We start from the raw sequence: 21,689 nt of genomic DNA on the forward strand, positions 1-21,689 counted from the left end.
TTTTTTATAAAAAGGTATTATTAATGTGAATACTCTCCGTACACGCTTTCGGGGTTTCTATCCAGTAGTCATTGATATAGAGTCTGCAGGTTTAAATGCAAATACTCATGCTCTTTTAGAAATTGCAGCCATTACCTTAAAAATGGATAAAAATGGTTGGCTTCAATTAGATAAAATATTTCACTTTCATATAGAACCTTTCCCAGGTTCTATATTACAACCAGAAGCATTAGCATTAAATCGTATAGAACCTAATAATCCTTTACGAGGAGCAGTGACAGAACATCAAGCTCTAAATGAAATTTTTTTTGCAGTAAGACAAGGTATTAAAAATCAAGAATGTAATCGTGCTATTATTGTAGCACATAATGCTGCTTTCGATCATAGTTTTGTAATGGCGGCCGCAGAAAGAGCAAATTTACAGAATAATCCGTTTCATCCATTTTCAACATTTGATACTGCTGCATTAAGTGGTCTAGTTTTTGGACAAACTGTACTTGCTAAAGCTTGTGCTGCGGCAGGTATTACATTTCATACAAGCTTCGCTCATTCCGCTTTATATGATACCGAAAGAACAGCAGAACTATTTTGTGAATTGGTTAATCGATGGAAAAGATTAGGAGGTTGGCCTATAAATATATCGACATTAATATTAGATAAAAACTTCAAATAATTAGACATTTATTCTAAAATGGAAATATAATGAATAATACTACTATTAACGAAATTAAAAAACAAATTCAAAATAATCCTATACTACTGTATATGAAAGGTTCACCAGAAAAACCCAACTGTGGATTCTCTGCTCAAGCAGTAAAAATATTATCAATATATGATGTTCCTTTTGAATATATTGATGTATTAAAACATTTAGATATTCGAACTGAACTTCCTAAGTTCGCTAACTGGCCTACCTTTCCACAGTTATGGGTTAATGGAGAACTAATAGGAGGATGTGATATATTAGTTGAAATGCATCATAAAGGAGAATTACAGCATATTCTTCACTCTGCTAGTAGTAGTAAGTGAGAGAGCTAGGAGGTATATTTTATTTGTTGTATAGAATAATATTAGATAGGTTTATTTAGATCGTATTAAAGTGACGTTGTCTTATTACTTCAAATAAACATACTCCGGTAGCGGTAGCTACATTAAGCGTATTTACAGATCCCATCATAGGGATCTGTACTATTTGGTCACACCAAACTTTTGTTAATTTTCGTATTCCTTTTTCTTCCCCTCCTAATACTAGGGCGAGAGATCCTCTCAATTCCATCTGATAGAGATTGATATTTGCCTCTGAATCTGTACCAATAATCCATATATTTTTCTCTTTTAATTTTTTAATTATACGTATTATATTGGTAACACGTATAATCTTGACAGATTCGGCCGCTCCACTAGCTACTTTTTGAGCAATGGCATTCAAATTAGCGGATCTATTTTTAGGGATAATTACAGCATTGACACCTGCTGCATCGGCACAACGTAAACAAGCCCCAAAATTACGGGAATCCGTAATACCATCTAATATTAAAAATAACATTGGAGATAAAGCCTCATTCCGCTGTAATAATTCTAATAGATCACTTTCTTTGAATTGTACGGTTCGTTTGATAGAGGCTACTACACCTTGATGTTTTGCATCTCGAATATTAACTAAAGTATTTAAAGTAGATAGGCTAACAAAATGAATCTTTATATTCATTTTAAGAAGATTATGTACAATGTTTTTTAAACGAGGATTAGTAGAATCTTTTAAAAAATATACACAAAGAATGTCTTTATAATTATGTTTAAAAAAAGATTCTATAGTATGAATACCATAAATAATTTCATTTTGGATCATTATCAAACCCAAGGATTTCTAATAATAATTGTATCTTCACGATCAGGTCCAATAGAAATTATATCCACTGGAGTATGTGTAAACTCTTCAATATACTTAATATAAGAACGTGTTTTTTTAGGTAGTTTACTAAAATCCTTTATTCCTAATATACTTTGTTTCCAACCTGGGAAAATTTTATAAATGGGTTCAATATTTTTCAATATATTGCTGTCAGATGGAAATGTATCAATAATTTCACCATTGGTAAGAAGACGATATGCTATACAAATTTTTATTTCTTCAAAAGAATCTAAAATATCTAATTTTGTTATACATAAACTAGAAATAGAATTAATTTGTATAGCACGTCGTATTAAAACGAGATCGAGCCATCCAGTTCTTCTTTTACGATTAGTAGTAGAACCAAACTCATTACCATTAAGTAGTAATACTTCTCCTGTTTTATTAAATAATTCAGTAGGAAACGGACCAAATCCAACACGAGTTGAATATGCCTTAACTACTCCTAATATATAATTTATATCATTAGGTGCAAATCCTGATCCGGTAAAAACAGCACCTATAGTCGTATTAGATGCTGTTACATAAGGATAAGTACCATGATCAATATCTAAAAAAGTACCTTGTGCACCTTCAAAGATTATATTACTATTTTTTATATTTTTTAATAAAATAGAACTATCTATTATTATTTTTTTTAATGATTGTATAGTAAATAAGATTTTATCTAAAATTGATTGATAATCAAGAGTATTACTGTTATAAAAATTTTTTAATTGAAAATTATAATATTCTAAATTTTCTTTAAGTCTATCAGCAAAATTAATTTCATCTGAAATATCACTAATACGTAATGCACGTCGTGCAACTTTATCTTCATATGCAGGACCAATTCCTTTTCCTGTTGTACCTATAGCATTTTTTTTACCTTGCATTTTTTCTCTAGCAATATCCATTACAATATGATAAGGTAAAACTAATATACAAGCACTTGAAATAACTAATCTTTCATATACAGGAATATCTTCTTTTATTAAATTATTAATTTCTTTTAATAAAGCATCTAATGAAATTACAACACCATTACTAATAATATTCATTACACCTTTTCTTAAAATTCCAGATGGAATAAGATGTAATATTGTTTTTTTTCCATTAATAAATAAGGTATGCCCCGCATTATTACCACCTTGATAACGAACAACATATTGAGCGTTATCAGTTAATAAATCTACAATTTTACCTTTACCTTCATCTCCCCATTGGGTCCCAAGAATAACAATATTTTTATTCATTATTTTGATCAATTATATAAAATAATAATAAAAATATCATCTCTATTTATAATAGTAAATAAGTACAATTATATTAATAAAAAAATATTAAAAATACTAGGATCTTCATTTTATGACACAGTTATATACCATAGTAAATTTTATTATATTAATAATATATTTTACATTAATAATGAATATTACAATAAAAATATTGACTAAACGTCATACAGTTCCTTCGACAACAGCTTGGTTATTAGGAATTTATATTGTACCCTTATTAGGTATAATTATTTATTTTTTATTTGGTGAGTATAAATTAGAGAAAGATCGTATCAAACGTAGCAAAAAAATATTTTTTTCAAGTCTTCAATGGATGAAATTATTAAAAGATCATTATAAATATGAATTCTCACAAGGAAGTAATGAAGCTGCCCATTTATTATTTCAATTATGTAAAAATCGTCAAGGAATTGGGGCATTAAAAGGAAATCATACACGATTATTAGATAATAGTTCTCATATTATAGAATTATTAATTCAGGATATTAATGCTGCTAAAAAAAATATAGAGATGGTTTTTTATATTTGGCAAATAGGAGGATTAGTTAATAAAGTTGCAGAGGCACTTATGGATGCGGCAAAAAGAGGGGTATGTTGTAGACTCATGCTTGATTCTGCAGGTAGTATAGACTTCTTTAGAAGTTTTTATCCAATTATAATGCGTCAATCAGGAATTAATATAGTTGAAGCTTTACATCTCAATCTTTTTCAAATTTTTTTTCGTCGTATGGATTTACGTCAACATCGTAAAATGGTATTGATTGATAGTCATATTTGTTATATAGGAAGCATGAATATGATTGATCCTTTTTTATTTAAAAGAAAATCTGGAGTTGGTCAATGGATTGACATGATGATACGAATAGAAGGTCCAGTAACCGCTGCAATGAGAATTATATATTCTCATGATTGGGCACTAGAAACTGGTGAATATATTTTTCCTCCTGTCATATCAGTTTCAAATATGCATCTTCCTATACCTATTAAAAATTCTGGAAGTATTATTCAGATAATTGCTTCTGGACCAGAATTTACCGATGGATTAATACATCAAGCTTTATTAATTGCTATTCATACAGCACGCAAGAAATTAGTAATTACTACTCCTTATCTAGTACCTAGTGATGATTTACTCTATGCCATTTGTACAGCTGCACAAAGAGGGATAGAAGTACATATTATTATACCAAAGAAGAATGATTCCGTATTAGTAAAATGGGCAAGTCGAGCCTTTTTCACTGAACTTTTATCTGCAGGAGTATTAATTCATCAATTTGAGGGAGGACTATTACATACTAAAAGTATCTTAATAGATGGTCAATTAAGTCTAATTGGCACACTCAATTTGGATATGCGTAGCTTATGGCTTAATTTAGAAATTGCTGTAATAATTGATAATATTGATTTCAGTAATAATCTTTTCCAAGTACAACAAAATTATATTAAAAATTCTAAAATAATTAATCCTATAGAATGGTCAAATAGACCATATTGGCAACGTATTTTTGAAGGAATATTTTATATGTTTAGTCCATTACTTTAATCAAATAAAAATTAATTTTTAATTTAGAAATATTTTTTCCAAAAAGTGAATATTAACACAACCTTTTTGAAAAATTTGATTATTGATTATTTGTAATTGTAATGGGATATTAGTTTCGACTCCTTCAATAATAAGTTCGGTTAACGCATTTCTCATTCTAGAAATAGATAAATTTCTATCTTCTCCAAAACAAATTAATTTTCCAATCATCGAATCATAATAAGAGGATATGGAGTATCCAGTATAAATGTGTGATTCCCAACGAACACCAAATCCACCTGGGACATGTAAACGAGTAATTTTTCCTGGATTACTAGGTAAAAGTGTTTTAGAATTTTCAGCATTAATACGACATTCAATTGCATGACCAGATATTGTTATATCTTTTTGTTTAAAAGAAAGAGATTGTCCGGAATGGATATATAATTGCTCCTTAATAATATCAATTCCAGTTATCATTTCAGTTACAGGGTGTTCAACTTGAATACGAGTATTCATTTCTATAAAGAAAAAATTTTCATTTTCATACAAAAATTCAAATGTTCCTACACCACAATAACCAATTTCAATACAAGCTTTTATACAAAAATCACTAATATAATCACGAAGATCATTATGAATATCCATGGCCGGTGCTTCTTCTATTAATTTTTGATGACGTCTTTGAACAGAACAATCTCTATCAAATAAAGAAACGGCATTACCTTGTCCATCTGCAATAATTTGTATTTCAATATGACGGGGATTCTTTAAATATTTTTCCATATAAATTAAACCATTCCCAAAATTTGATTTAGCTTCTGTATATACAAAAAGGATAGATGATTTTAATTCTTTTTTATCATAGACTACTTTTAAAGCACGTCCTCCTCCTCCATGTGAAGCTTTAATAATAACTGGATATCCAATAGATTGAGCAATTTTAAAATTTTGTTCCATATTTTCTATATTGATTGGACCATTAGAACCAGGTAAACAAGGAATACCTATTTTTTTCATAAATTTTATTGCTGCAATTTTATCTCCCATTAAACGAATAATTTCTGATTTAGGACCAATAAAAATAAAGCCAGAATGTTCAACTTGTTCTGCAAAATCAGCATTTTCAGATAGGAAACCATATCCTGGATGAATAGCAATAGATCCGGTAATTTCTGCTGCTGAAATAATAGCTGGAATATTCAAATAACTTTTAAATGGAGAAGCAGGTCCAATACAAATCGTTTCATCTGCTAGTAATACATGTTTTAGATCTCTATCTATTGTAGAATGTATTGCTACAGTTTTAATTCCTAATTCTTTACATCCTCGAAGTATACGTAGAGCAATTTCACCACGATTCGCGATTACAACCTTATCTAACATCTTTTTATAATCCCTTATTATTCAATAATAATTAATGGTTCATCAAATTCAACAGGTTGTCCATTCTCTGGTAAAATGGCTTTGATAATACCATTTTTATCTGATTCAATTTGATTGATCATTTTCATTGCTTCAATAACACATAATATATCTCCTACTTTAACTTTTTTTCCTACTTCTACAAGAGGTTTAGAATCACATCCTAAAGAACGATAAAATATTCCAACTATTGGAGAACGAATGATATGTCTTTTTTCTTCTTTAGTTTCTGAATAATCTGGAAAAGATATTTTAGAAGATTCTTCTTTTTTTTCTTTCTTTTTTATATCATATTGTTGTACAGTATGACTAATACGTATTGATACTTTATTTCCAGTAATTTCTAATTCTGAAATACCAGATTCTTTGACTAATTTAATTAGTTTTTTAATTTTTCTAATATCCATTGGAAAATATTCCATATTTTACTCTACGAATTCGAATTAATTGAAAGAAGTTAATTGCTTAACAGCCGCTTGTAAAGCAAAAAGATAACCATCATATCCCAATCCACAAATAGTTCCGACTGCAATATCTGAGAAATATGAATGATGACGATATTTTTCTCTTGCATATATATTAGAGAGATGAATTTCAATAAATGGAATATTTACAGCTAATAATGCATCACGTAAAGCTATACTAGTATGGGTAAATGCTGCAGGATTAATTAAAATAAAATCTACCATATTAATTTTTGCTTGGTGAATATATTCAATTAAAATATGTTCTGCATTAGACTGAATATGATTTAAGGTAATTTTCATTTTTTTAGCTAATTCATCTAAATTCATCTGGATTGTATTAAGATCAAGAGAACCATATTTCTCAATTTCACGAGTACCTAGTAAATTTAAATTGGGTCCATTAAGAATAGAAATTTGAAATTTATTCATTAATTCTCTCCATGAAATATCAATATTTATTAAAATAAATTATTCTATATTATAAAATATAGATAGAAATATAATTTAAAAATATATTCTTTCTTATGTAGAAAGATTTTATTTTTTAATAATTTACTATAGCATTTATTAATACGCATGATATACTTATAGTAGTAATAACTATAGTTAATAAATTTAATTAATAATTATAATTATTAATATTTTTTATAAATGATTTAGAAATATCTTTATTGAAAGAGAAAATCATTCTTTATAAAAGAAAGAATCATTTCAAAATAATATTTTTACAAAAAAATAATTTATAATCATTATTATATATATTAGTTATTTTTATATTAGAAATATACTGATAATAAATTCAAAAATAAAAAAATATATCAATAAATAATATAAAGTAATTTTTGAATCAAAATCAAGATATATAAAATTCAGTATATACTCTTTACTAATGTATAATTAATAAAAAAATAGAATATTTCCCCATTCTAGTTATTATAAAAAATTCAGTCTAATGAATGATAAATATAAAAGATTAAATTTACTCTTTATCTTATTGAAAGGGGGTTGTATTTGACTACTATTATAAGTGTACGCCGTAGTGGTTATGTTGTTATTGGTGGTGATGGACAAGCTACTTTAGGTAACACTGTTATGAAATGTAATGTACGAAAAGTTCGTCGTCTACATAATAGACAGGTTATTGCAGGATTTGCTGGAGGAACTGCTGATGCTTTTACACTTTTTGAATTATTTGAACAAAAATTAGAAGTACATCAAGGTCATTTAGCTAAATCTGCAGTTGAGTTAGCTAAAGATTGGCGTACTGATCGTATATTAAGACGACTAGAAGCTCTTTTAGCAGTAGCAGATGAAAATATTTCTCTTATTATTACTGGTAATGGAGATGTAGTAAGACCTGAAAATGATTTAATTGCTGTTGGTTCTGGTGGTCCATATGCTCAATCTGCTGCTCGTGCTCTACTAGAAAACACTGAATTTAGTGCAAAAGAGATTGTGAAAAAATCTTTGGAGATTGCAGGAGATATTTGTATCTATACTAATCAGTTTCATACTATTGAAGAATTAACATCCAAAGTATAAGTATAAGGATTTTTTTAAAATGTCTGAAATGACACCACGTGAAATTGTTGTTGAACTTGACAAATATATTATTGGTCAATATAAAGCTAAAAGAGCAGTAGCTATTGCACTACGTAATCGTTGGAGACGTATGCAACTAGAAGAAACATTACGTTATGAAGTCACACCTAAAAATATTCTTATGATTGGTCCTACTGGAGTTGGTAAGACAGAAATAGCTAGAAGATTAGCTAAATTAGCACATGCTCCCTTTATTAAAGTGGAAGCTACAAAATTTACTGAAGTAGGTTATGTAGGTAAAGAAGTAGATTCTATTATTCGTGATATTACTGATACTGCTGTAAAAATGGTACGTCTTTCTTCAATGGAGAAAAATCATTTCCGTGCAGAAGAATTAGCTGAAGAACGTATATTAGATGTATTAATTCCTACTGCTAAAGATGTTTGGGGTCAAAAAGAAGAAAATAGTACAGAATCTAATAATAATACACGTCAATACTTTAGAAAAAAGTTACGAGAAGGAGAATTAGATGATAAAGAGATTGAAATTAGCTTATCTTCTCCTTCAATAGGTGTTGAAATTATGGCTCCTCCTGGGATGGAGGAAATGACTAATCAATTACAATCATTATTTAAAAATTTAGCAGGTCAAAAGCAAAAAATTAGAAAAGTTAAAATAAAAGAAGCTATGAAGCTTTTAATAGAGGAAGAAGCATCTAAATTAATAAATTTAGAAGAAATTAAGGAAAAAGCTATTGAGTCTGTTGAACAAAATGGTATTGTTTTTATTGACGAAATTGATAAAATTTGTAAGAGAAATGAAGTTTCTGGTCCAGATGTCTCTCGTGAAGGAGTACAACGAGATTTACTTCCTTTAGTAGAAGGTTGTACTGTTTCGACTAAATATGGTGTTGTTAGAACAGATCATATTTTATTTATTGCTTCAGGTGCTTTTCAGATTTCTAGTCCATCAGATTTAATTCCAGAATTACAAGGTCGTTTACCTATTCGCGTAGAACTAAAAGCATTAACAACAGAAGATTTTAGACGTATATTAGTTGAACCCAATGCTTCATTAACAACTCAATATATAGCATTAATGGCAACAGAAGGAGTAAATATTAGTTTTTCAGAAGATGGAATTAAATGTATTGCTGAGGTAGCTTGGAAAGTAAACGAGAGAACCGAAAATATCGGAGCTCGTCGTTTACATACCGTTTTAGAACGTTTAATGGAAGATATTTCTTATGATGCTAGTGAATGGACAGGAAAATCTATTATAATAGATGCTGAATATGTTTCTAATCATTTAGATGAATTAGTATCTGATGAAGATTTAAGTCGTTTTATACTATAAAATTTAATATTATATTATTACTCTTTATATAGATTTAATACTTTAGACATATCAAATAATCCGTTATCTTTATCCGATATCCAAATAGCCGCTTTAATAGCTCCATTAGCAAATGTTGAACGGCTAGATGCTTTGTGTGTAATTTCAATCCTTTCCCCATCATTTGCAAAAATAACCGTATGTTCTCCAACAATATCGCCTGCACGGATACTAGAAAACCCAATAGTATTATTTTTTCTTATAGTTGTTTCTTGTCCATTTCTTCCATAAATTGCACAATCATTAAAATTTAAATTTAAAGTATCGGCAATAGTTTTACCCATAGTTAATGCTGTACCTGAAGGAGCATCTATTTTTTTTCTATGATGTATTTCTATAATTTCAATATCACATTGTTTACCCATAATTTTAGCAGTTTGTTCTAAAAGTCTTAACATGACATTTACTCCAATACTAAAATTGGCAGATAATACAATACTTATATTCTCGGATACTGATTTTATAGAGGAAATTTGTTCATTATTAAATCCAGTTGTTCCTATAATCATCTTTTTTTTATTTTTTAAACAAAAATCTAAATAAAACATCGTTGATTCTGGATTACTAAAATCAATCAATACATCAAAATCATTTTTTATTTCATTAATTTCACTCGTAATTTTTATATTAGATTCGGATGAAATGATACTACCAATTAAATGAGAATGACGATTTTCTAAAGCTCCTCCTAAAATAACGTTTTCTGATTTTTTTATCTCGCTTAATAATTGACAACCCATTCTTCCTCCAGCTCCGGTTATGGCAACACGAATAGGTAAATTTTGTACCGACATATCTTCCTTCCTTAAATATTTTATTGAATTATTTTTGTTAGTATATTTATAGATTTATTTTAAAACGAATAGCACGTCGAGCGGGATACCAACTAGCTAATATACTTAATACTAATCCAATTAGTAATAAATTTACTATAGATATCCAGCATAATTTCACGGGAATAAAATTAACAAAGTAAATATCATTGGGTAATAGATTACGATTCAGAATGAATTCTATCCATTCTCGTAATATATTTAAATTAAGAGTAAAAGTTACACCTAATAGTATACCTATTATACTTCCTATTATTCCAATGATAAATCCATACCAAATGAAAATAATAGATATTAATTTATGCGTAGTACCTAAAATATGTAATATAGCTATATCTTTTGCTCGAACTTTAACGATTAACATTAAGGTAGAGGTAATACTAAAAAAAGCAAGAACTATCATAAAAATAGCGGTAATATAAAGAACTATCCGCATAGTTTGAATATCATAATACATATAACCATAATTTGATATCCAACTATTAATATATACAGGTTTATTGATTATATTTCCAATATCTTTTCCAATAAGATATAATATCTTATCGATATGATAAGCATCATATACTTTAATAGCAATACCTGTAACATCATTATATCCTATATTTAAATAATATTGAGCATCTGATAAAGGAACTAATAATAAATTATTATCTATATAACTACCTAGAGAGATAATCTTTATTATCTTAAGATAAATACGTTTAAAAGATAAACAATTACTATCATAATCAGGAATTATAACACTTAAATAATCATTTAGATTAACCTGCAAAATATTAGCAAGTCCTTCTCCAATAAGAGCTTGTTGCTTACCTATAGAAAAATCCCATTGAAGATTACGAGTGAGATTATGAATGTGTGTGATACCTTTGATTTGTATATTATGCCATTTATCCCCTCTTTCTATTAAACCAGTAAAATTTATATAAGGAAAAACAGTAATAATATCTGGTACTTTTGTAATTTTATTGATTATATCTTTCCAGTTATTGATATATGGAGTAACTGGTTCAATCTCTCCATGAGGAATTACTGCTAAAATACGTTCATGTAATTCTAAATCAAAACCATTTATAGTACTAAGACAAACAATAATTACTATCATACTTAAACTAATACTAACAATTGCGAGAGATAAAATTAATAAGGATATAGATTCTCGTTTCTGACCTTGAATAAAACGTAATGCGATATTTAATGTCCATCTCATAATATTATAATTTATTTATTAATTAGGATTATAAATATTTAACCTTCCATTACGCATTTCAAATTGACGATTTAAACGATTAGCTAATGTTAAATCATGAGTTACCATAATTAAAGCTGTATTGTAATTTTTATTAAATTCCATTAATAATTGAAAGATATTCTCGGAATTTTTATAATCTAAATTACCAGTAGGTTCATCTGCTAAAATAAGTTTAGGATGATTTACTAATGCTCTTGCTATAGCAACACGTTGACGTTCTCCACCTGATAATTCATATGGATATCTTTCTATATATTTCTTACTTAATCCCACTAAATTTAGCATTTCATAAGCGGAATGATTTGCCAATTTAGATTGAATACCACCTATCATCAATGGCATTGCTATATTTTCTAATACGGTAAAATCTAATAAAAGATGATGAAATTGATAAATAAACCCAATATTACGATTTCTTAAATTTGCACAAGCATCAGAAGACATATCATTTAAATTTTTCTCTTCAAATATAATGCTCCCGTCATTAGGAGTTTCTAATCCACTCATTAAATGAAGTAAAGTACTTTTACCAGAACCAGAATGTCCAACTATAGAAACTGTTTCACCTGATCTAATTGAAAAATTAATATCATGTAGAATTTCTATATTTGAATTCTTAATTTGATAAAATTTCTTTATATGAATACATTGTAATAAAAAAGAATTGTTTATCTTAAACATTTAGAAGGTTTAATAGTAGTGGCATACCAAGAAGGATAAATTCCTATAATAAAAGTGAGCGATATTATTATCATAATTAAAAAAATAATCTGTGAAATATTAATACTAACTGGTATAATAATATTGGTTGTTTTTGAAACAATTCCTATTAATTTCATTAATACTAGTAATATTTCAATATTTTTTAGTAAAAATATTCCAAAAATTAAACCCAAAATAATCCCAATAATACTTATTATAATACCATAAATTATGAAAATCATCATAATGCTTTTATTTTTTAAACCTTGAGCTTTTAATATTGCAATTTCATTTTTTTTATCTATGATAAACATAATTAATATTATAATTATATTAAAAATAGCTATTAAAATAATAAAAAATATAATTATCATTATTATTTTCTTTTCCATTTGTATGGCCTGAATTAACATTAATTTATTTGTACGAAAGTCTTTACAAATTAAATTGGGGGGAATAGAAAAAAAATATCTTGGATTTATTGGATTCTTCAACCACAAACGCCAACCTGTTACACATCCATTAGGATAATGCATTAATGCGGCTGCATCGTTAATATGAAGAAGTAATTGATAAGAGTCTACCTCAGTATTGGTATAATATATTCCCGCTACAGTAAATATCTTTTGTAAAAAAATAGATCCAATAGGAGTATATTGTTTAATAGAAGTAATTAATTTAACTTTATCGCCTTTTTTCAGATCAAGACGATTAGCAAGTTCAGATCCTAAAAATACTTTATATTCACCGGATACTAACTGTTTTATACAAGCATTAATTAAATAATTAGAAATAGGTTCTGGATCAGAAGTATTAATTCCTACTAATGTTCCATTAGTAATATTTTTTTGATTTTGCAAAAGAACATCACCAGTAATGAAAGGTGTAATATATAATATATTTTTACAACCAATCAAAGATGAAATAGATATTTCTTGAGTATTTAACCAACCTTTTTTAGTTGTAATTACTATATGAGGAATAAATCTCATATTATGAATTTTAAATTCATTCTCTAACCCATTCATTACTGATATTACAATAGTTAATACCATCACACCTATTGCTATACCAGATATTGAAAAACATTTAATAAAAAGATAAAAACGATTGGAATAACTTTGAACATAACGAAGACTTATATAAAACAATAAAAAATTCATTTTAGACAATTAATATTAGATTTAATCATATTATCCTAGCTAGATATTTTATCGAAATATAGGTATAATTACTAATAATCAATATGAAAAAATTTTTGAGTTTCTTATAAGAGAACAAACATTAGAGAACATTATGAATAATTTTAAATTAGAAAATATTATTAATCAGAAATTAAATAGTCAAACGATACAAGATTTTGTTCCTAATGGTTTACAAGTAGAAGGAAAGGAAGAAGTAAATAATATCATACTTGGTGTAACTGCCTGTCAAAAATTATTAAATTATGCATTAGAAAAAAACGCTGATGCAATAATAGTGCATCATGGATTCTTTTGGAAAAAAGAATCCCCTGTTATTCATAATATGAAACGTCAAAGATTAAAAACAATATTATGTAATGATATTAATCTATATGCTTGGCATTTACCTTTAGATATACATCCGTCACTTGGTAATAATATTACATTAGCCAATATACTTAATATCAAACCAATAAGTACCAACTTTTCCTTCCCTTTCTTTTTAGGAAATTTTGAAAAACCTATCATAGGAGAAGTTTTACGTAGCAAACTAACACAGATACTAAATCGTAATGTATTATATTATCATGGTGATCATGCATTAGATTCCATAAAAACCATAGCTTTATGTTCAGGAAGCGGACAACAATTTATAGAACAAGCAGTAAAATTAGGTATTGATGCATTTATTAGTGGAGAATTATCAGAACCAACTATTCATATTGTTAGAGAAATGAATATACACTTTTATGTTGCAGGCCATCATGCTACTGAAAGAGGAGGAATTCAATCTCTTGGAGATTGGTTAAATAAAAAATTTAATCTTAATACTCATTTTATAGATATTGACAATCCGGCTTAATAAATAAACTCATATATGAGTAGGTAGATAGAGACTTATTTTATATTAATTCAAAATAATACCAGGATTGAACCAATCTTTCTTTGAATTAAGCATATCTTTAGCAGAGACTACTTTTTTTCCAGGTTGTTGTAGTAACGTTAAATTTAATATACCATCACCTGTTACAACTTGAATCCCATCTTCATTAGTAGCTGATATCGTTCCAGGTTTAGAGAATCTATTTCTAATAGAAGTATTAACGGATAGTATCTGCGCATCTATAACTTTTATATTCATATTCTTATCATTTAATGTAAAAAAACTAATAGGCCAGGGATTAAAAGCACGTACATAACGTACTATCTGTTTTGCAGATAATGTCCAGTTTATTTTAGCTTCTTTCTTACTTATTTTTTTGGCGTAAGTAGATAAAATTTCATTTTGTGAATGGCTAATCATAGAATTTCCTTTTGATATATTATCTAATACTTCTAAAAGAGCATTAGCACCTATATAAGCCAACCTATCATATAATTTTTTGCTTGTATCATTTTGAAAGATATTACAACGAACTTGATATATAATATCACCAGAATCGATTTCTGAATTCATTTGAATAATAGAAATACCCGTTTCACTATCACCTGCAATAATTGCTCTTTGAATAGGAGCCGCTCCTCTCCATCTAGGTAAAAGAGAAGCATGTACATTAATACAACCAAATTTGGGTAAATCTAATATGATTTTAGGAATAAGTAATCCATAAGCAACTACTACTATAATATCTGGATTAAATTCTGCTATTTGATGGATTGTTTCAGAGGTATTTAGAGATAAAGGTTGAAATATTGCTAATTTTTTTTCCAATGCAAAACTTTTTACCGAGCTCATAATCAAATGTTTTCCTCTTCCAGAGAAGCTATCTGGTTTAGTAAAAACAGCAATGATTTTATGATGAGAATAATGAAATAAAGTATATAAATGCTGAGTAGCAAACTCTGGAGTACCAGCAAAAATAATACGTAATGAACTCAACATCCCTAATTTTACTCTAATTATAAGTTTCTGAGAGAGAATCAATAAAAAGTTTACCTATTAAATGATCCATTTCATGTTGAATACAAACTGCTAATAGATTTTTCGCATTAAATAAGATATTTTTTCCATTTTGATCAAGTGCTTGAACTCTAATTATTCTTGATCTAGATACAAACCCTCTATATTGAGGAATGGATAAACATCCTTCTTGAATACAAATTTTTCCACTTTTTTTTAAAATTTTAGGATTAATTAATACCAAACGTTGATTCTTATTCTCAGATATATCGATGACGATAATCTGTTTATGAATATTTACTTGAGTGGAAGCTAATCCAATTCCTTTTTCTGCATACATAGTTTCAAACATATCATTAATGATAGATTTAATCTCTTCATTAATATGCTCCACTCTATGAGCAATTTGACGTAATCTATTATCTGGATAATAGAGTAAATTTAATCTTGACATTAATTTTTATTTTTTAATAGAATCATTAATTTATTTATTGTTTTCTCCAAATAGATAAAACTTGTTCTCTTCTTTTATGAATTTCTCTATTAATAGCCGATCCTATAAATCCATCTTCTATTACTTTTCTTACATGTATATTTTTTACTAAACGATAAGCTTTACGAATAAAATCAGCCTGTGGATAAGATATTTTTTTTGATGAATTATCTCTTACTCTAAAGTCAGATTCTGCTATTAGAATGAGTTGTTCTAAACGTTCTGGACGTCGCCAAACATCTATTTTATCAAATAATGTAATTATTGAATATGATGATAGAATCAAAATATTATGTAATACTTCATGATATTTCACTGCAATTTGAGTTAGTTGACTAACTAAATTAGGAATACGTAAGCGTTTACACATAGTTTCTACTAATTTTACTCCTAATTTTTTAGAATGATTTTTACGTAAACATACGTTGTTATTATCACAATAGTTAATACCTTTATCTAAATCATGGCATAGAGCTGCAAAACGTAATCCAATATTATCAGTAAACTTTGATATCTCTGATAATGTCATAAGAGCATGTATCCCCATATTTATTTTCGTATCCCCATTGATAAAATAAGGAATATTAAATAAAATATCAATTTCTTTAAATAAAATTTTTAGAGCTCCACATTGTCGTAATACTTGAAAATATATTTCTGGATTAAACGTCTTTAATGCTCTTTCTGTTTCTTTCCAAATTCTTTCTGGAGATAAAAATTTTATTTCATTTGTCATGTTTTGCATAATTAACATCGTTTCTGATGCAATTTTAAAATTGAGATAAGCAAATCTAGCCGCAAATCTAGCTACACGTAATAAACGAAGTGGATCTTCAATAAAAGCATCTGATACATGACGCAATAAACGATCATTTATATCTTCTTGACCATGATATGGATCAATTAACTTCCCATTTTTATCAATTGCTATAGCATTAATTGTTAAATCACGTCTACCCAAATCTTCCTCTAAAGTAACATTTGGAGAAGTATGACAGACAAAGCCATGATATCCTTTCCCAGATTTTAATTCTACTCTAGCAAGAGCATGTTCTTCAGAAGTATTAGGATCTAAAAAAACTGGAAAATCTTTTCCTACTTGTTGATAACCTGCTTTTAACATTTCTTCTGGTGTTTTTCCAATAACTACCCAATCTTTTTCTTTAACAGGAAGGTTTAATAGCGTATCACGTACTGCTCCACCTACTAAATATCTTTCCAATATATTACTCCTTATCTACATAATTTTATAATATTGAAAGCAAGTAACACACAAGGCATATCGGTTTCTTGGATCATTCCATATAATCTGTTTATTAGAAACTACTGATATAATTTGATTTAAAATATTATTATCTTTTTTAGCATCATCTATAATATTAGAAATATTAAGATAATTACTAAATTGATTTACTATTTTATATAGTAATGTAGGTTTATCTATATACCAGTATAATGTATATTTTTTCAAATTAGCTAATTTAGCTGCTTCTTTAACAGCATCATCAAAATCTCCTAATTGATCAATTAATCCTTGCTCAAAAGCATCTTTCCCAGTCCATATTCTTCCCTGACTTAATTTTTCAATATCTTCAATAGTTTTATTTCTATTTTGAGATACTAATTTTATAAATGTATTATAACCATTTTCTACACTAAGTTGCATAAAATCTGCAAATTCTTTAGGTAATGCTTTAGACACCGATATATTTGCTAAAGTAGAAGTAGAGACCCCATCTTCATGAATACCTATAGCGTGGAGTGAATTTTCAAGAGTATGAATTATTCCAAAGATACCTATAGATCCCGTCAAAGTTACAGGACTCGCTATAATTGTATTAGCTGACATAGATATCCAATATCCTCCAGAGGCAGCTAATCCTCCCATAGAAATTATAATGGGTTTGCCAAATTTCCTTACTGTCATAATTTCTGATCGAATCATTTCAGACGCATGAAGACTTCCTCCTGGACTATTAACACGAATAATAATCGCTTTAATTTCTGGATTAAAACGCGCTAATCGAATTTGATTGATAATGGTATCACTACCTGCATAACCTGATATTTCTTGTCCATTAAAAATAATTCCATTTACAAAAATAATAGCTATTTTATTCTCTTTTTTTCCTTTATGATAAAATAATCTTTTTTCATATTCATGAAGATAAATTTTATTAAAAGATCTATTTTTTTTGTCAAAACCAAATATTTTTATCATTTCTTCTTCAATATCAGCATCTGTTGCTATTACATCTACCCACTTATTTTCTAATGCAAATTTAGCTGTATCCCCATTAAGTTCATGTAATTTTTTTAACAGATCTTTAGTATCTGGAAAAAATTTTTCTAAATCAATGTTCCTATTATAGGCAACAATTGAGAGATAGTGTTGCCACATTTGTTTTATCCAATGGGTATTAACTTTTCTAACAGCATCTGACATATTATCTAATAAAAAAGGCTCAACAGCAGATTTATAAGAACCTACACGAAAAATGTGAGTATTAATTTTTAAATTTTTAAAAAAAGTATTATAATATAAACTATTAGTAGCCATACCCCGTATATCCACCATACCTTGCGGATTTAAATAAATTTTATTAGCATAACTAGCTAAGAAATATTGATTTTGACTATATTGAGAACCAATAGCATAAATAGGTTTCCCAGTTTTTTTGAAATCATTTAAAACTTTTCCTATATAATGAAGAGTAGCTTGATCAGTTCCACTAAAGTTTTTTAATGATAGAATTAATCCCTGAATTAAGGGATCAGATTTTGCTTGATATAAAATCTGGATAATTTTAAATAGTGAATTTTCTTGTAAATTATTATTTTGATAAAAATTAATTTGATTTAATTGAGATAATTTTTTATGTACGGATTTATCAACTATTATACCTGCGATATCAATTACTAAAGCGCCTTGTCTTATTTTTTGATTATTAGAATTTTTTAAATAAGTCATTGTAATTATAAGAATTATTCCTATAGTGAGTAGGCTTAAAATCATTTTATTAATAAAACCTATTACATACCCAAAGAAAATAAAAAATCTAAAAAATTTTTTAATAATACTCTGCATTTATTCTCCAATATTAATGTAGTAGTTTATAAGAGTAAGAGATTGAAAGAAAAACTTCTTTTATAACTTTTTATTTAAAAATATTTCGCAATCATAAACTAATTTTATTATTATTTGTTATAATAACTATTATAGATATAGAGGAAATTTTATGACTAAAGAAGATAATATTGAGATACAAGGAACTGTATTAGATACATTACCTAATACTATGTTCCGAGTTGAATTGGAAAATGGACATATAGTAACAGCACATATATCAGGTCGAATGCGTAAAAATTATATTAAGATTTTAACAGGAGACAAAGTTACTATAGAACTCACTCCATATGATTTAAGTAAGGGACGTATTATCTTCCGTAGTAGATGAATCTATTATATATATATAGAACATGATTTAAAATAATTTTTTAGACCAACCTAACTTACTGCTCAATGTATTAAAATAATTATAATTATGAGGATGAATAAGATTTAAAGAACATTTACTTCGTTTTATGAAAATTTCCTCCTCTTTTTTTATGGGTAAAGTAATTTGATTATCACATGTTATTCTTAAATCTAATTTTTTTTTAATAAACTTTAATTGAATGGTACTAGTACTATTAACTACTAATGGCCTAGATGATAAAGTATGAGGAAACATTGGGACTAAAACAATAGCATCTAAAGTTGGTATAAGAATTGGTCCCCCAGCCGATAGTGAATAAGCAGTAGATCCAGTCGGAGTAGAAATAATTAAACCATCTGATCTTTGAGAAAAAGCAAATAATTTATCAATATATACTTCAAATTCGATCATTTGTGCTATTTTTGCAGAATGTAATACTATTTCATTTATAACGGTCTTAATTTTATTAAGTTTTGTATCTCTTCTACAAACTTCTACTTCTAACAAAAATCTTTTTTCATTATAATATTTACCTAATAGTACATTAGATAATTGTTTCTTTAAAGAAAAAGGATCTAAATCTGTAAGAAAACCTAAATTACCACGATTTACACCAATAATCTTAGCATCATACAATGCTAATTTACGTGCAGCGCTTAGCATATTTCCATCACCTCCTATAATAATAGCTAAATCTGCATGTTGTCCAATTTTAGATACATTTCCTATATTTGCTCGCATTAAATTTAAATTTTTAGCAATATTATGTTCGATAATAACATTCATACCTTTTTTAATAAGCCAGTGATATAAAATTTTATGAGTAGATAAAATTTTAGGATGGGATAAATGACCAATGATACCAATAGTACGAAACAAAGTAGTCATTTTTATTTAATTCCTTACTTGATTTTTTTAAAATTACATATTAAAATTTCTTTTTATTTTTTAATTTCTAATAATACCTTCCTTGTTTTAGTACGAAACTAAATACGTGGAGAATGAGAATGCCTAATACAGAAAAAGAAATTACTGATGATTCAATTATACAAGAAAATACAATACAAAATAATCAAATCGATCAAAAAGACAAACAAAAAGATAAACAATATTCTGATAAAGATAGAATTGCTGAATTAGAAAAAGAAATTCATGAAATTCAAAAACGTGAACATGAGAGTCTATTAAGAACAAGAGCAGAATTAGAAAATATTAGAAAAAGAAGTCTACTTGAAATAGAAAAGGTGCATAAATTTTCTCTAGAACGCTTTATTAGTGAATTATTGCCTGTTATTGATAGCTTAGAACGTACATTAGAAATATCTAATAAAATGGAAAATAATAAACAATCATCTATTATTGAAGGTATAGAACTGACTCTAAAATCTTTTTTAGATACGATGAAAAAATTTGGTCTAGATATAATTGATAAAGTTAATATTCCATTTAATCCTCAAATTCATGAAGCTATAAATACTATAGAATCAAAAGAATATCAACCTAATTCTGTGATAAAAATGATACAAAAAGGATATCTTCTACATAATCGCCTTATACGACCTGCAATGGTTACAGTATCTAAATCCATAGAAATAGATCAAGATAATAATAAATAAAAATAATTTATTTAATATATAGACCAATCTATTATAGATTTCTTTCTTGTAAGTAAAATTTTATTAACAGTAGAAAAATGATGTGATCCTAAAAAACTACGATTAGAAAGAGGGGAAGGATGAGCGGCATTCAAAACAATATGTTTTTTTCTATTGATAATTCTTCCTTTTTTTTGCGCATAACTTCCCCATAGTAAAAAAATAATATCTTCTAAGTAGTAATTAATTATATCTATCACTTTATCAGTAAAGGTTAGCCATCCTAAGTTAGCGTGGGAGCCAGCTTTACCTGATTCAACGGTAAGTATAGAATTTAATAACATTACACCTTGTTTAGACCAACTATATAAACATCCATGATTAGGCCTAATAAAATTAGGTACATCTTGAGACAATTCTTTATAAATATTTCTTAATGAAGGAGGGATGGGAACCCCATGTCTAACAGAAAAAGCTAATCCATCCGCTTGATGGGGACCATGATAAGGATCTTGTCCAATAATAACTACTTTAACTTCGTGTAATTCGGTATAATGAAAAGCATTAAATATATCTTGTTGTCGAGGATATATTTTTATTCCTAAAGAACGCGCTCTAATAATATTATCTAATATATTTTTAAAATAATTTAATTTTTTTTCTTCCTCAAAAAAATCTTTCCAAGATAATTTTTCCTTCATATCTAA

Annotated in this window: 22 protein-coding genes and 1 pseudogene; 8 read left to right on the top strand and 15 right to left on the bottom strand. The window is 27.4% G+C overall.

All coding sequences use genetic code 11. The annotated features are described in order from the left end of the window. Positions 1-19 precede the first annotated feature (19 nt). Positions 20-673 carry a ribonuclease T gene (rnt, locus tag KEC37_RS00755; protein ID WP_246778091.1) on the top strand — a complete coding sequence of 218 codons (654 nt, stop codon included), beginning with the start codon at positions 20-22 and terminating at the stop codon, positions 671-673. Positions 674-702: 29 nt separating this feature from the next. Further along, on the top strand, positions 703-1,029 hold the full coding sequence (gene grxD / locus KEC37_RS00760; protein WP_223139701.1) for a Grx4 family monothiol glutaredoxin: 327 nt from the start codon (positions 703-705) through the stop codon (positions 1,027-1,029). Positions 1,030-1,084: 55 nt separating this feature from the next. Here grxD and rlmB read toward each other — a convergent pair whose 3' ends face one another. Continuing rightward, on the bottom strand, positions 1,085-1,849 hold the full coding sequence (rlmB, locus tag KEC37_RS00765) for a 23S rRNA (guanosine(2251)-2'-O)-methyltransferase RlmB (RefSeq protein WP_223139227.1): 765 nt from the start codon (positions 1,847-1,849) through the stop codon (positions 1,085-1,087). A gap of 2 nt (positions 1,850-1,851) precedes the next feature. Then, positions 1,852-3,147, bottom strand: a complete 1,296-nt coding sequence (locus tag KEC37_RS00770; RefSeq protein ID WP_223139702.1) for an adenylosuccinate synthase — start codon at positions 3,145-3,147, stop codon at positions 1,852-1,854. Between the two features lie 112 nt (positions 3,148-3,259). Here KEC37_RS00770 and cls point away from each other — a divergent pair, with 112 nt between their 5' ends. Further along, on the top strand, positions 3,260-4,732 hold the full coding sequence (gene cls, locus KEC37_RS00775) for a cardiolipin synthase (RefSeq protein WP_223139703.1): 1,473 nt from the start codon (positions 3,260-3,262) through the stop codon (positions 4,730-4,732). Positions 4,733-4,750: 18 nt separating this feature from the next. On the opposite strand, the gene accC is transcribed toward cls, so the two are convergent. The 3 genes from accC to aroQ are packed head-to-tail and all read right to left on the bottom strand — an operon-like array spanning position 4,751 to position 7,032. Then, positions 4,751-6,097, bottom strand: a complete 1,347-nt coding sequence (accC, locus tag KEC37_RS00780; RefSeq protein WP_223139704.1) for an acetyl-CoA carboxylase biotin carboxylase subunit — start codon at positions 6,095-6,097, stop codon at positions 4,751-4,753. A gap of 17 nt (positions 6,098-6,114) precedes the next feature. Continuing rightward, entirely contained in the window at positions 6,115-6,543 is a 429-nt protein-coding gene (accB, locus tag KEC37_RS00785) for an acetyl-CoA carboxylase biotin carboxyl carrier protein (protein ID WP_223139325.1), read from the bottom strand. Between the two features lie 36 nt (positions 6,544-6,579). Further along, entirely contained in the window at positions 6,580-7,032 is a 453-nt protein-coding gene (gene aroQ / locus KEC37_RS00790) for a type II 3-dehydroquinate dehydratase (RefSeq protein ID WP_223139231.1), read from the bottom strand. Positions 7,033-7,614: 582 nt separating this feature from the next. On the opposite strand from aroQ, the gene hslV reads away from it, so the two are divergent. Both hslV and hslU read left to right on the top strand, forming a co-directional pair. Beyond that, positions 7,615-8,145: an ATP-dependent protease subunit HslV gene (hslV, locus tag KEC37_RS00795; RefSeq protein WP_223138771.1), complete on the top strand. Its 531-nt coding sequence runs from the start codon at positions 7,615-7,617 to the stop codon at positions 8,143-8,145. A 19-nt stretch (positions 8,146-8,164) separates the two neighbouring features. Further along, positions 8,165-9,502, top strand: a complete 1,338-nt coding sequence (gene hslU, locus KEC37_RS00800; protein WP_223139705.1) for an HslU--HslV peptidase ATPase subunit — start codon at positions 8,165-8,167, stop codon at positions 9,500-9,502. 17 nt (positions 9,503-9,519) lie between these two features. On the opposite strand, the gene dapB is transcribed toward hslU, so the two are convergent. The 4 genes from dapB to KEC37_RS00820 are packed head-to-tail and all read right to left on the bottom strand — an operon-like array spanning position 9,520 to position 13,482. Beyond that, a complete protein-coding gene (gene dapB, locus KEC37_RS00805) occupies positions 9,520-10,335 on the bottom strand; it encodes a 4-hydroxy-tetrahydrodipicolinate reductase (protein ID WP_223139706.1) in 816 nt (271 codons plus the stop codon). 46 nt (positions 10,336-10,381) lie between these two features. Next, complete coding sequence (locus KEC37_RS00810; protein ID WP_223139707.1) at positions 10,382-11,587, bottom strand: FtsX-like permease family protein; 1,206 nt, start codon at positions 11,585-11,587, stop codon at positions 10,382-10,384. A gap of 18 nt (positions 11,588-11,605) precedes the next feature. Further along, positions 11,606-12,301 (bottom strand): lipoprotein-releasing ABC transporter ATP-binding protein LolD, encoded by a 696-nt coding sequence (lolD, locus tag KEC37_RS00815; RefSeq protein WP_223139786.1) that lies wholly within the window; start codon positions 12,299-12,301, stop codon positions 11,606-11,608. After that, entirely contained in the window at positions 12,298-13,482 is a 1,185-nt protein-coding gene (locus KEC37_RS00820) for an FtsX-like permease family protein (RefSeq protein WP_223139708.1), read from the bottom strand. Before KEC37_RS00820 ends, lolD begins: the two co-directional genes overlap by 4 nt. Positions 13,483-13,627: 145 nt before the next feature. On the opposite strand from KEC37_RS00820, the gene KEC37_RS00825 reads away from it, so the two are divergent. Then, positions 13,628-14,377 (top strand): Nif3-like dinuclear metal center hexameric protein, encoded by a 750-nt coding sequence (locus KEC37_RS00825; RefSeq protein ID WP_223139709.1) that lies wholly within the window; start codon positions 13,628-13,630, stop codon positions 14,375-14,377. Positions 14,378-14,422: 45 nt separating this feature from the next. On the opposite strand, the gene fmt is transcribed toward KEC37_RS00825, so the two are convergent. The 4 genes and pseudogenes from fmt to sppA all read right to left on the bottom strand — a co-directional run bounded on the left by fmt (position 14,423) and on the right by sppA (position 18,996). Next, the gene (gene fmt / locus KEC37_RS00830) at positions 14,423-15,397 is read right to left on the bottom strand and encodes a methionyl-tRNA formyltransferase (protein ID WP_223139710.1); all 975 of its coding nucleotides are present in this window, start codon (positions 15,395-15,397) and stop codon (positions 14,423-14,425) included. Positions 15,398-15,425: 28 nt separating this feature from the next. Next, positions 15,426-15,869: pseudogene (gene def, locus KEC37_RS00835) on the bottom strand (peptide deformylase); the annotation flags it as partial. Between the two features lie 34 nt (positions 15,870-15,903). Next, positions 15,904-17,130: a multifunctional CCA addition/repair protein gene (locus tag KEC37_RS00840; protein ID WP_223139711.1), complete on the bottom strand. Its 1,227-nt coding sequence runs from the start codon at positions 17,128-17,130 to the stop codon at positions 15,904-15,906. A 15-nt stretch (positions 17,131-17,145) separates the two neighbouring features. After that, positions 17,146-18,996 (bottom strand): signal peptide peptidase SppA, encoded by a 1,851-nt coding sequence (sppA, locus tag KEC37_RS00845; RefSeq protein ID WP_223139712.1) that lies wholly within the window; start codon positions 18,994-18,996, stop codon positions 17,146-17,148. Between the two features lie 151 nt (positions 18,997-19,147). Between sppA and infA the strand changes: the two genes are divergently transcribed. Beyond that, a complete protein-coding gene (gene infA / locus KEC37_RS00850) occupies positions 19,148-19,366 on the top strand; it encodes a translation initiation factor IF-1 (protein ID WP_223138781.1) in 219 nt (72 codons plus the stop codon). A gap of 27 nt (positions 19,367-19,393) precedes the next feature. Here the strand turns inward: infA and nadK are convergent, their stop codons facing one another. Beyond that, positions 19,394-20,275: an NAD(+) kinase gene (gene nadK / locus KEC37_RS00855; protein WP_223139713.1), complete on the bottom strand. Its 882-nt coding sequence runs from the start codon at positions 20,273-20,275 to the stop codon at positions 19,394-19,396. 119 nt (positions 20,276-20,394) lie between these two features. Between nadK and grpE the strand changes: the two genes are divergently transcribed. Further along, positions 20,395-21,003 carry a nucleotide exchange factor GrpE gene (grpE, locus tag KEC37_RS00860; RefSeq protein WP_223139714.1) on the top strand — a complete coding sequence of 203 codons (609 nt, stop codon included), beginning with the start codon at positions 20,395-20,397 and terminating at the stop codon, positions 21,001-21,003. 11 nt (positions 21,004-21,014) lie between these two features. Here grpE and ung read toward each other — a convergent pair whose 3' ends face one another. Next, positions 21,015-21,683 carry a uracil-DNA glycosylase gene (gene ung / locus KEC37_RS00865; protein WP_223139715.1) on the bottom strand — a complete coding sequence of 223 codons (669 nt, stop codon included), beginning with the start codon at positions 21,681-21,683 and terminating at the stop codon, positions 21,015-21,017. Between the last annotated feature and the right edge of the window lie 6 nt (positions 21,684-21,689).

The sequence above is a fragment of the Candidatus Schneideria nysicola genome (assembly GCF_019923565.1).
In the GTDB taxonomy this organism is placed as follows: Bacteria; Pseudomonadota; Gammaproteobacteria; order Enterobacterales; family Enterobacteriaceae; genus Schneideria; species Schneideria nysicola.

Bases quoted from the DNA above. Each gene is read 5' to 3' on its own strand.
- grxD (WP_223139701.1), top strand. From the start codon at position 703: ATGAATAATACTACTATTAACGAAATTAAAAAACAAATTCAAAATAAT.
- rlmB (WP_223139227.1), bottom strand. From the start codon at position 1,849: ATGATCCAAAATGAAATTATTTATGGTATTCATACTATAGAATCTTTT.
- KEC37_RS00770 (WP_223139702.1), bottom strand. From the start codon at position 3,147: ATGAATAAAAATATTGTTATTCTTGGGACCCAATGGGGAGATGAAGGT.
- cls (WP_223139703.1), top strand. From the start codon at position 3,260: ATGACACAGTTATATACCATAGTAAATTTTATTATATTAATAATATAT.
- accC (WP_223139704.1), bottom strand. From the start codon at position 6,097: ATGTTAGATAAGGTTGTAATCGCGAATCGTGGTGAAATTGCTCTACGT.
- accB (WP_223139325.1), bottom strand. From the start codon at position 6,543: ATGGATATTAGAAAAATTAAAAAACTAATTAAATTAGTCAAAGAATCT.
- aroQ (WP_223139231.1), bottom strand. From the start codon at position 7,032: ATGAATAAATTTCAAATTTCTATTCTTAATGGACCCAATTTAAATTTA.
- hslU (WP_223139705.1), top strand. From the start codon at position 8,165: ATGTCTGAAATGACACCACGTGAAATTGTTGTTGAACTTGACAAATAT.
- dapB (WP_223139706.1), bottom strand. From the start codon at position 10,335: ATGTCGGTACAAAATTTACCTATTCGTGTTGCCATAACCGGAGCTGGA.
- KEC37_RS00810 (WP_223139707.1), bottom strand. From the start codon at position 11,587: ATGAGATGGACATTAAATATCGCATTACGTTTTATTCAAGGTCAGAAA.
- KEC37_RS00825 (WP_223139709.1), top strand. From the start codon at position 13,628: ATGAATAATTTTAAATTAGAAAATATTATTAATCAGAAATTAAATAGT.
- fmt (WP_223139710.1), bottom strand. From the start codon at position 15,397: ATGTTGAGTTCATTACGTATTATTTTTGCTGGTACTCCAGAGTTTGCT.
- sppA (WP_223139712.1), bottom strand. From the start codon at position 18,996: ATGCAGAGTATTATTAAAAAATTTTTTAGATTTTTTATTTTCTTTGGG.
- infA (WP_223138781.1), top strand. From the start codon at position 19,148: ATGACTAAAGAAGATAATATTGAGATACAAGGAACTGTATTAGATACA.
- nadK (WP_223139713.1), bottom strand. From the start codon at position 20,275: ATGACTACTTTGTTTCGTACTATTGGTATCATTGGTCATTTATCCCAT.
- grpE (WP_223139714.1), top strand. From the start codon at position 20,395: ATGCCTAATACAGAAAAAGAAATTACTGATGATTCAATTATACAAGAA.
- ung (WP_223139715.1), bottom strand. From the start codon at position 21,683: ATGAAGGAAAAATTATCTTGGAAAGATTTTTTTGAGGAAGAAAAAAAA.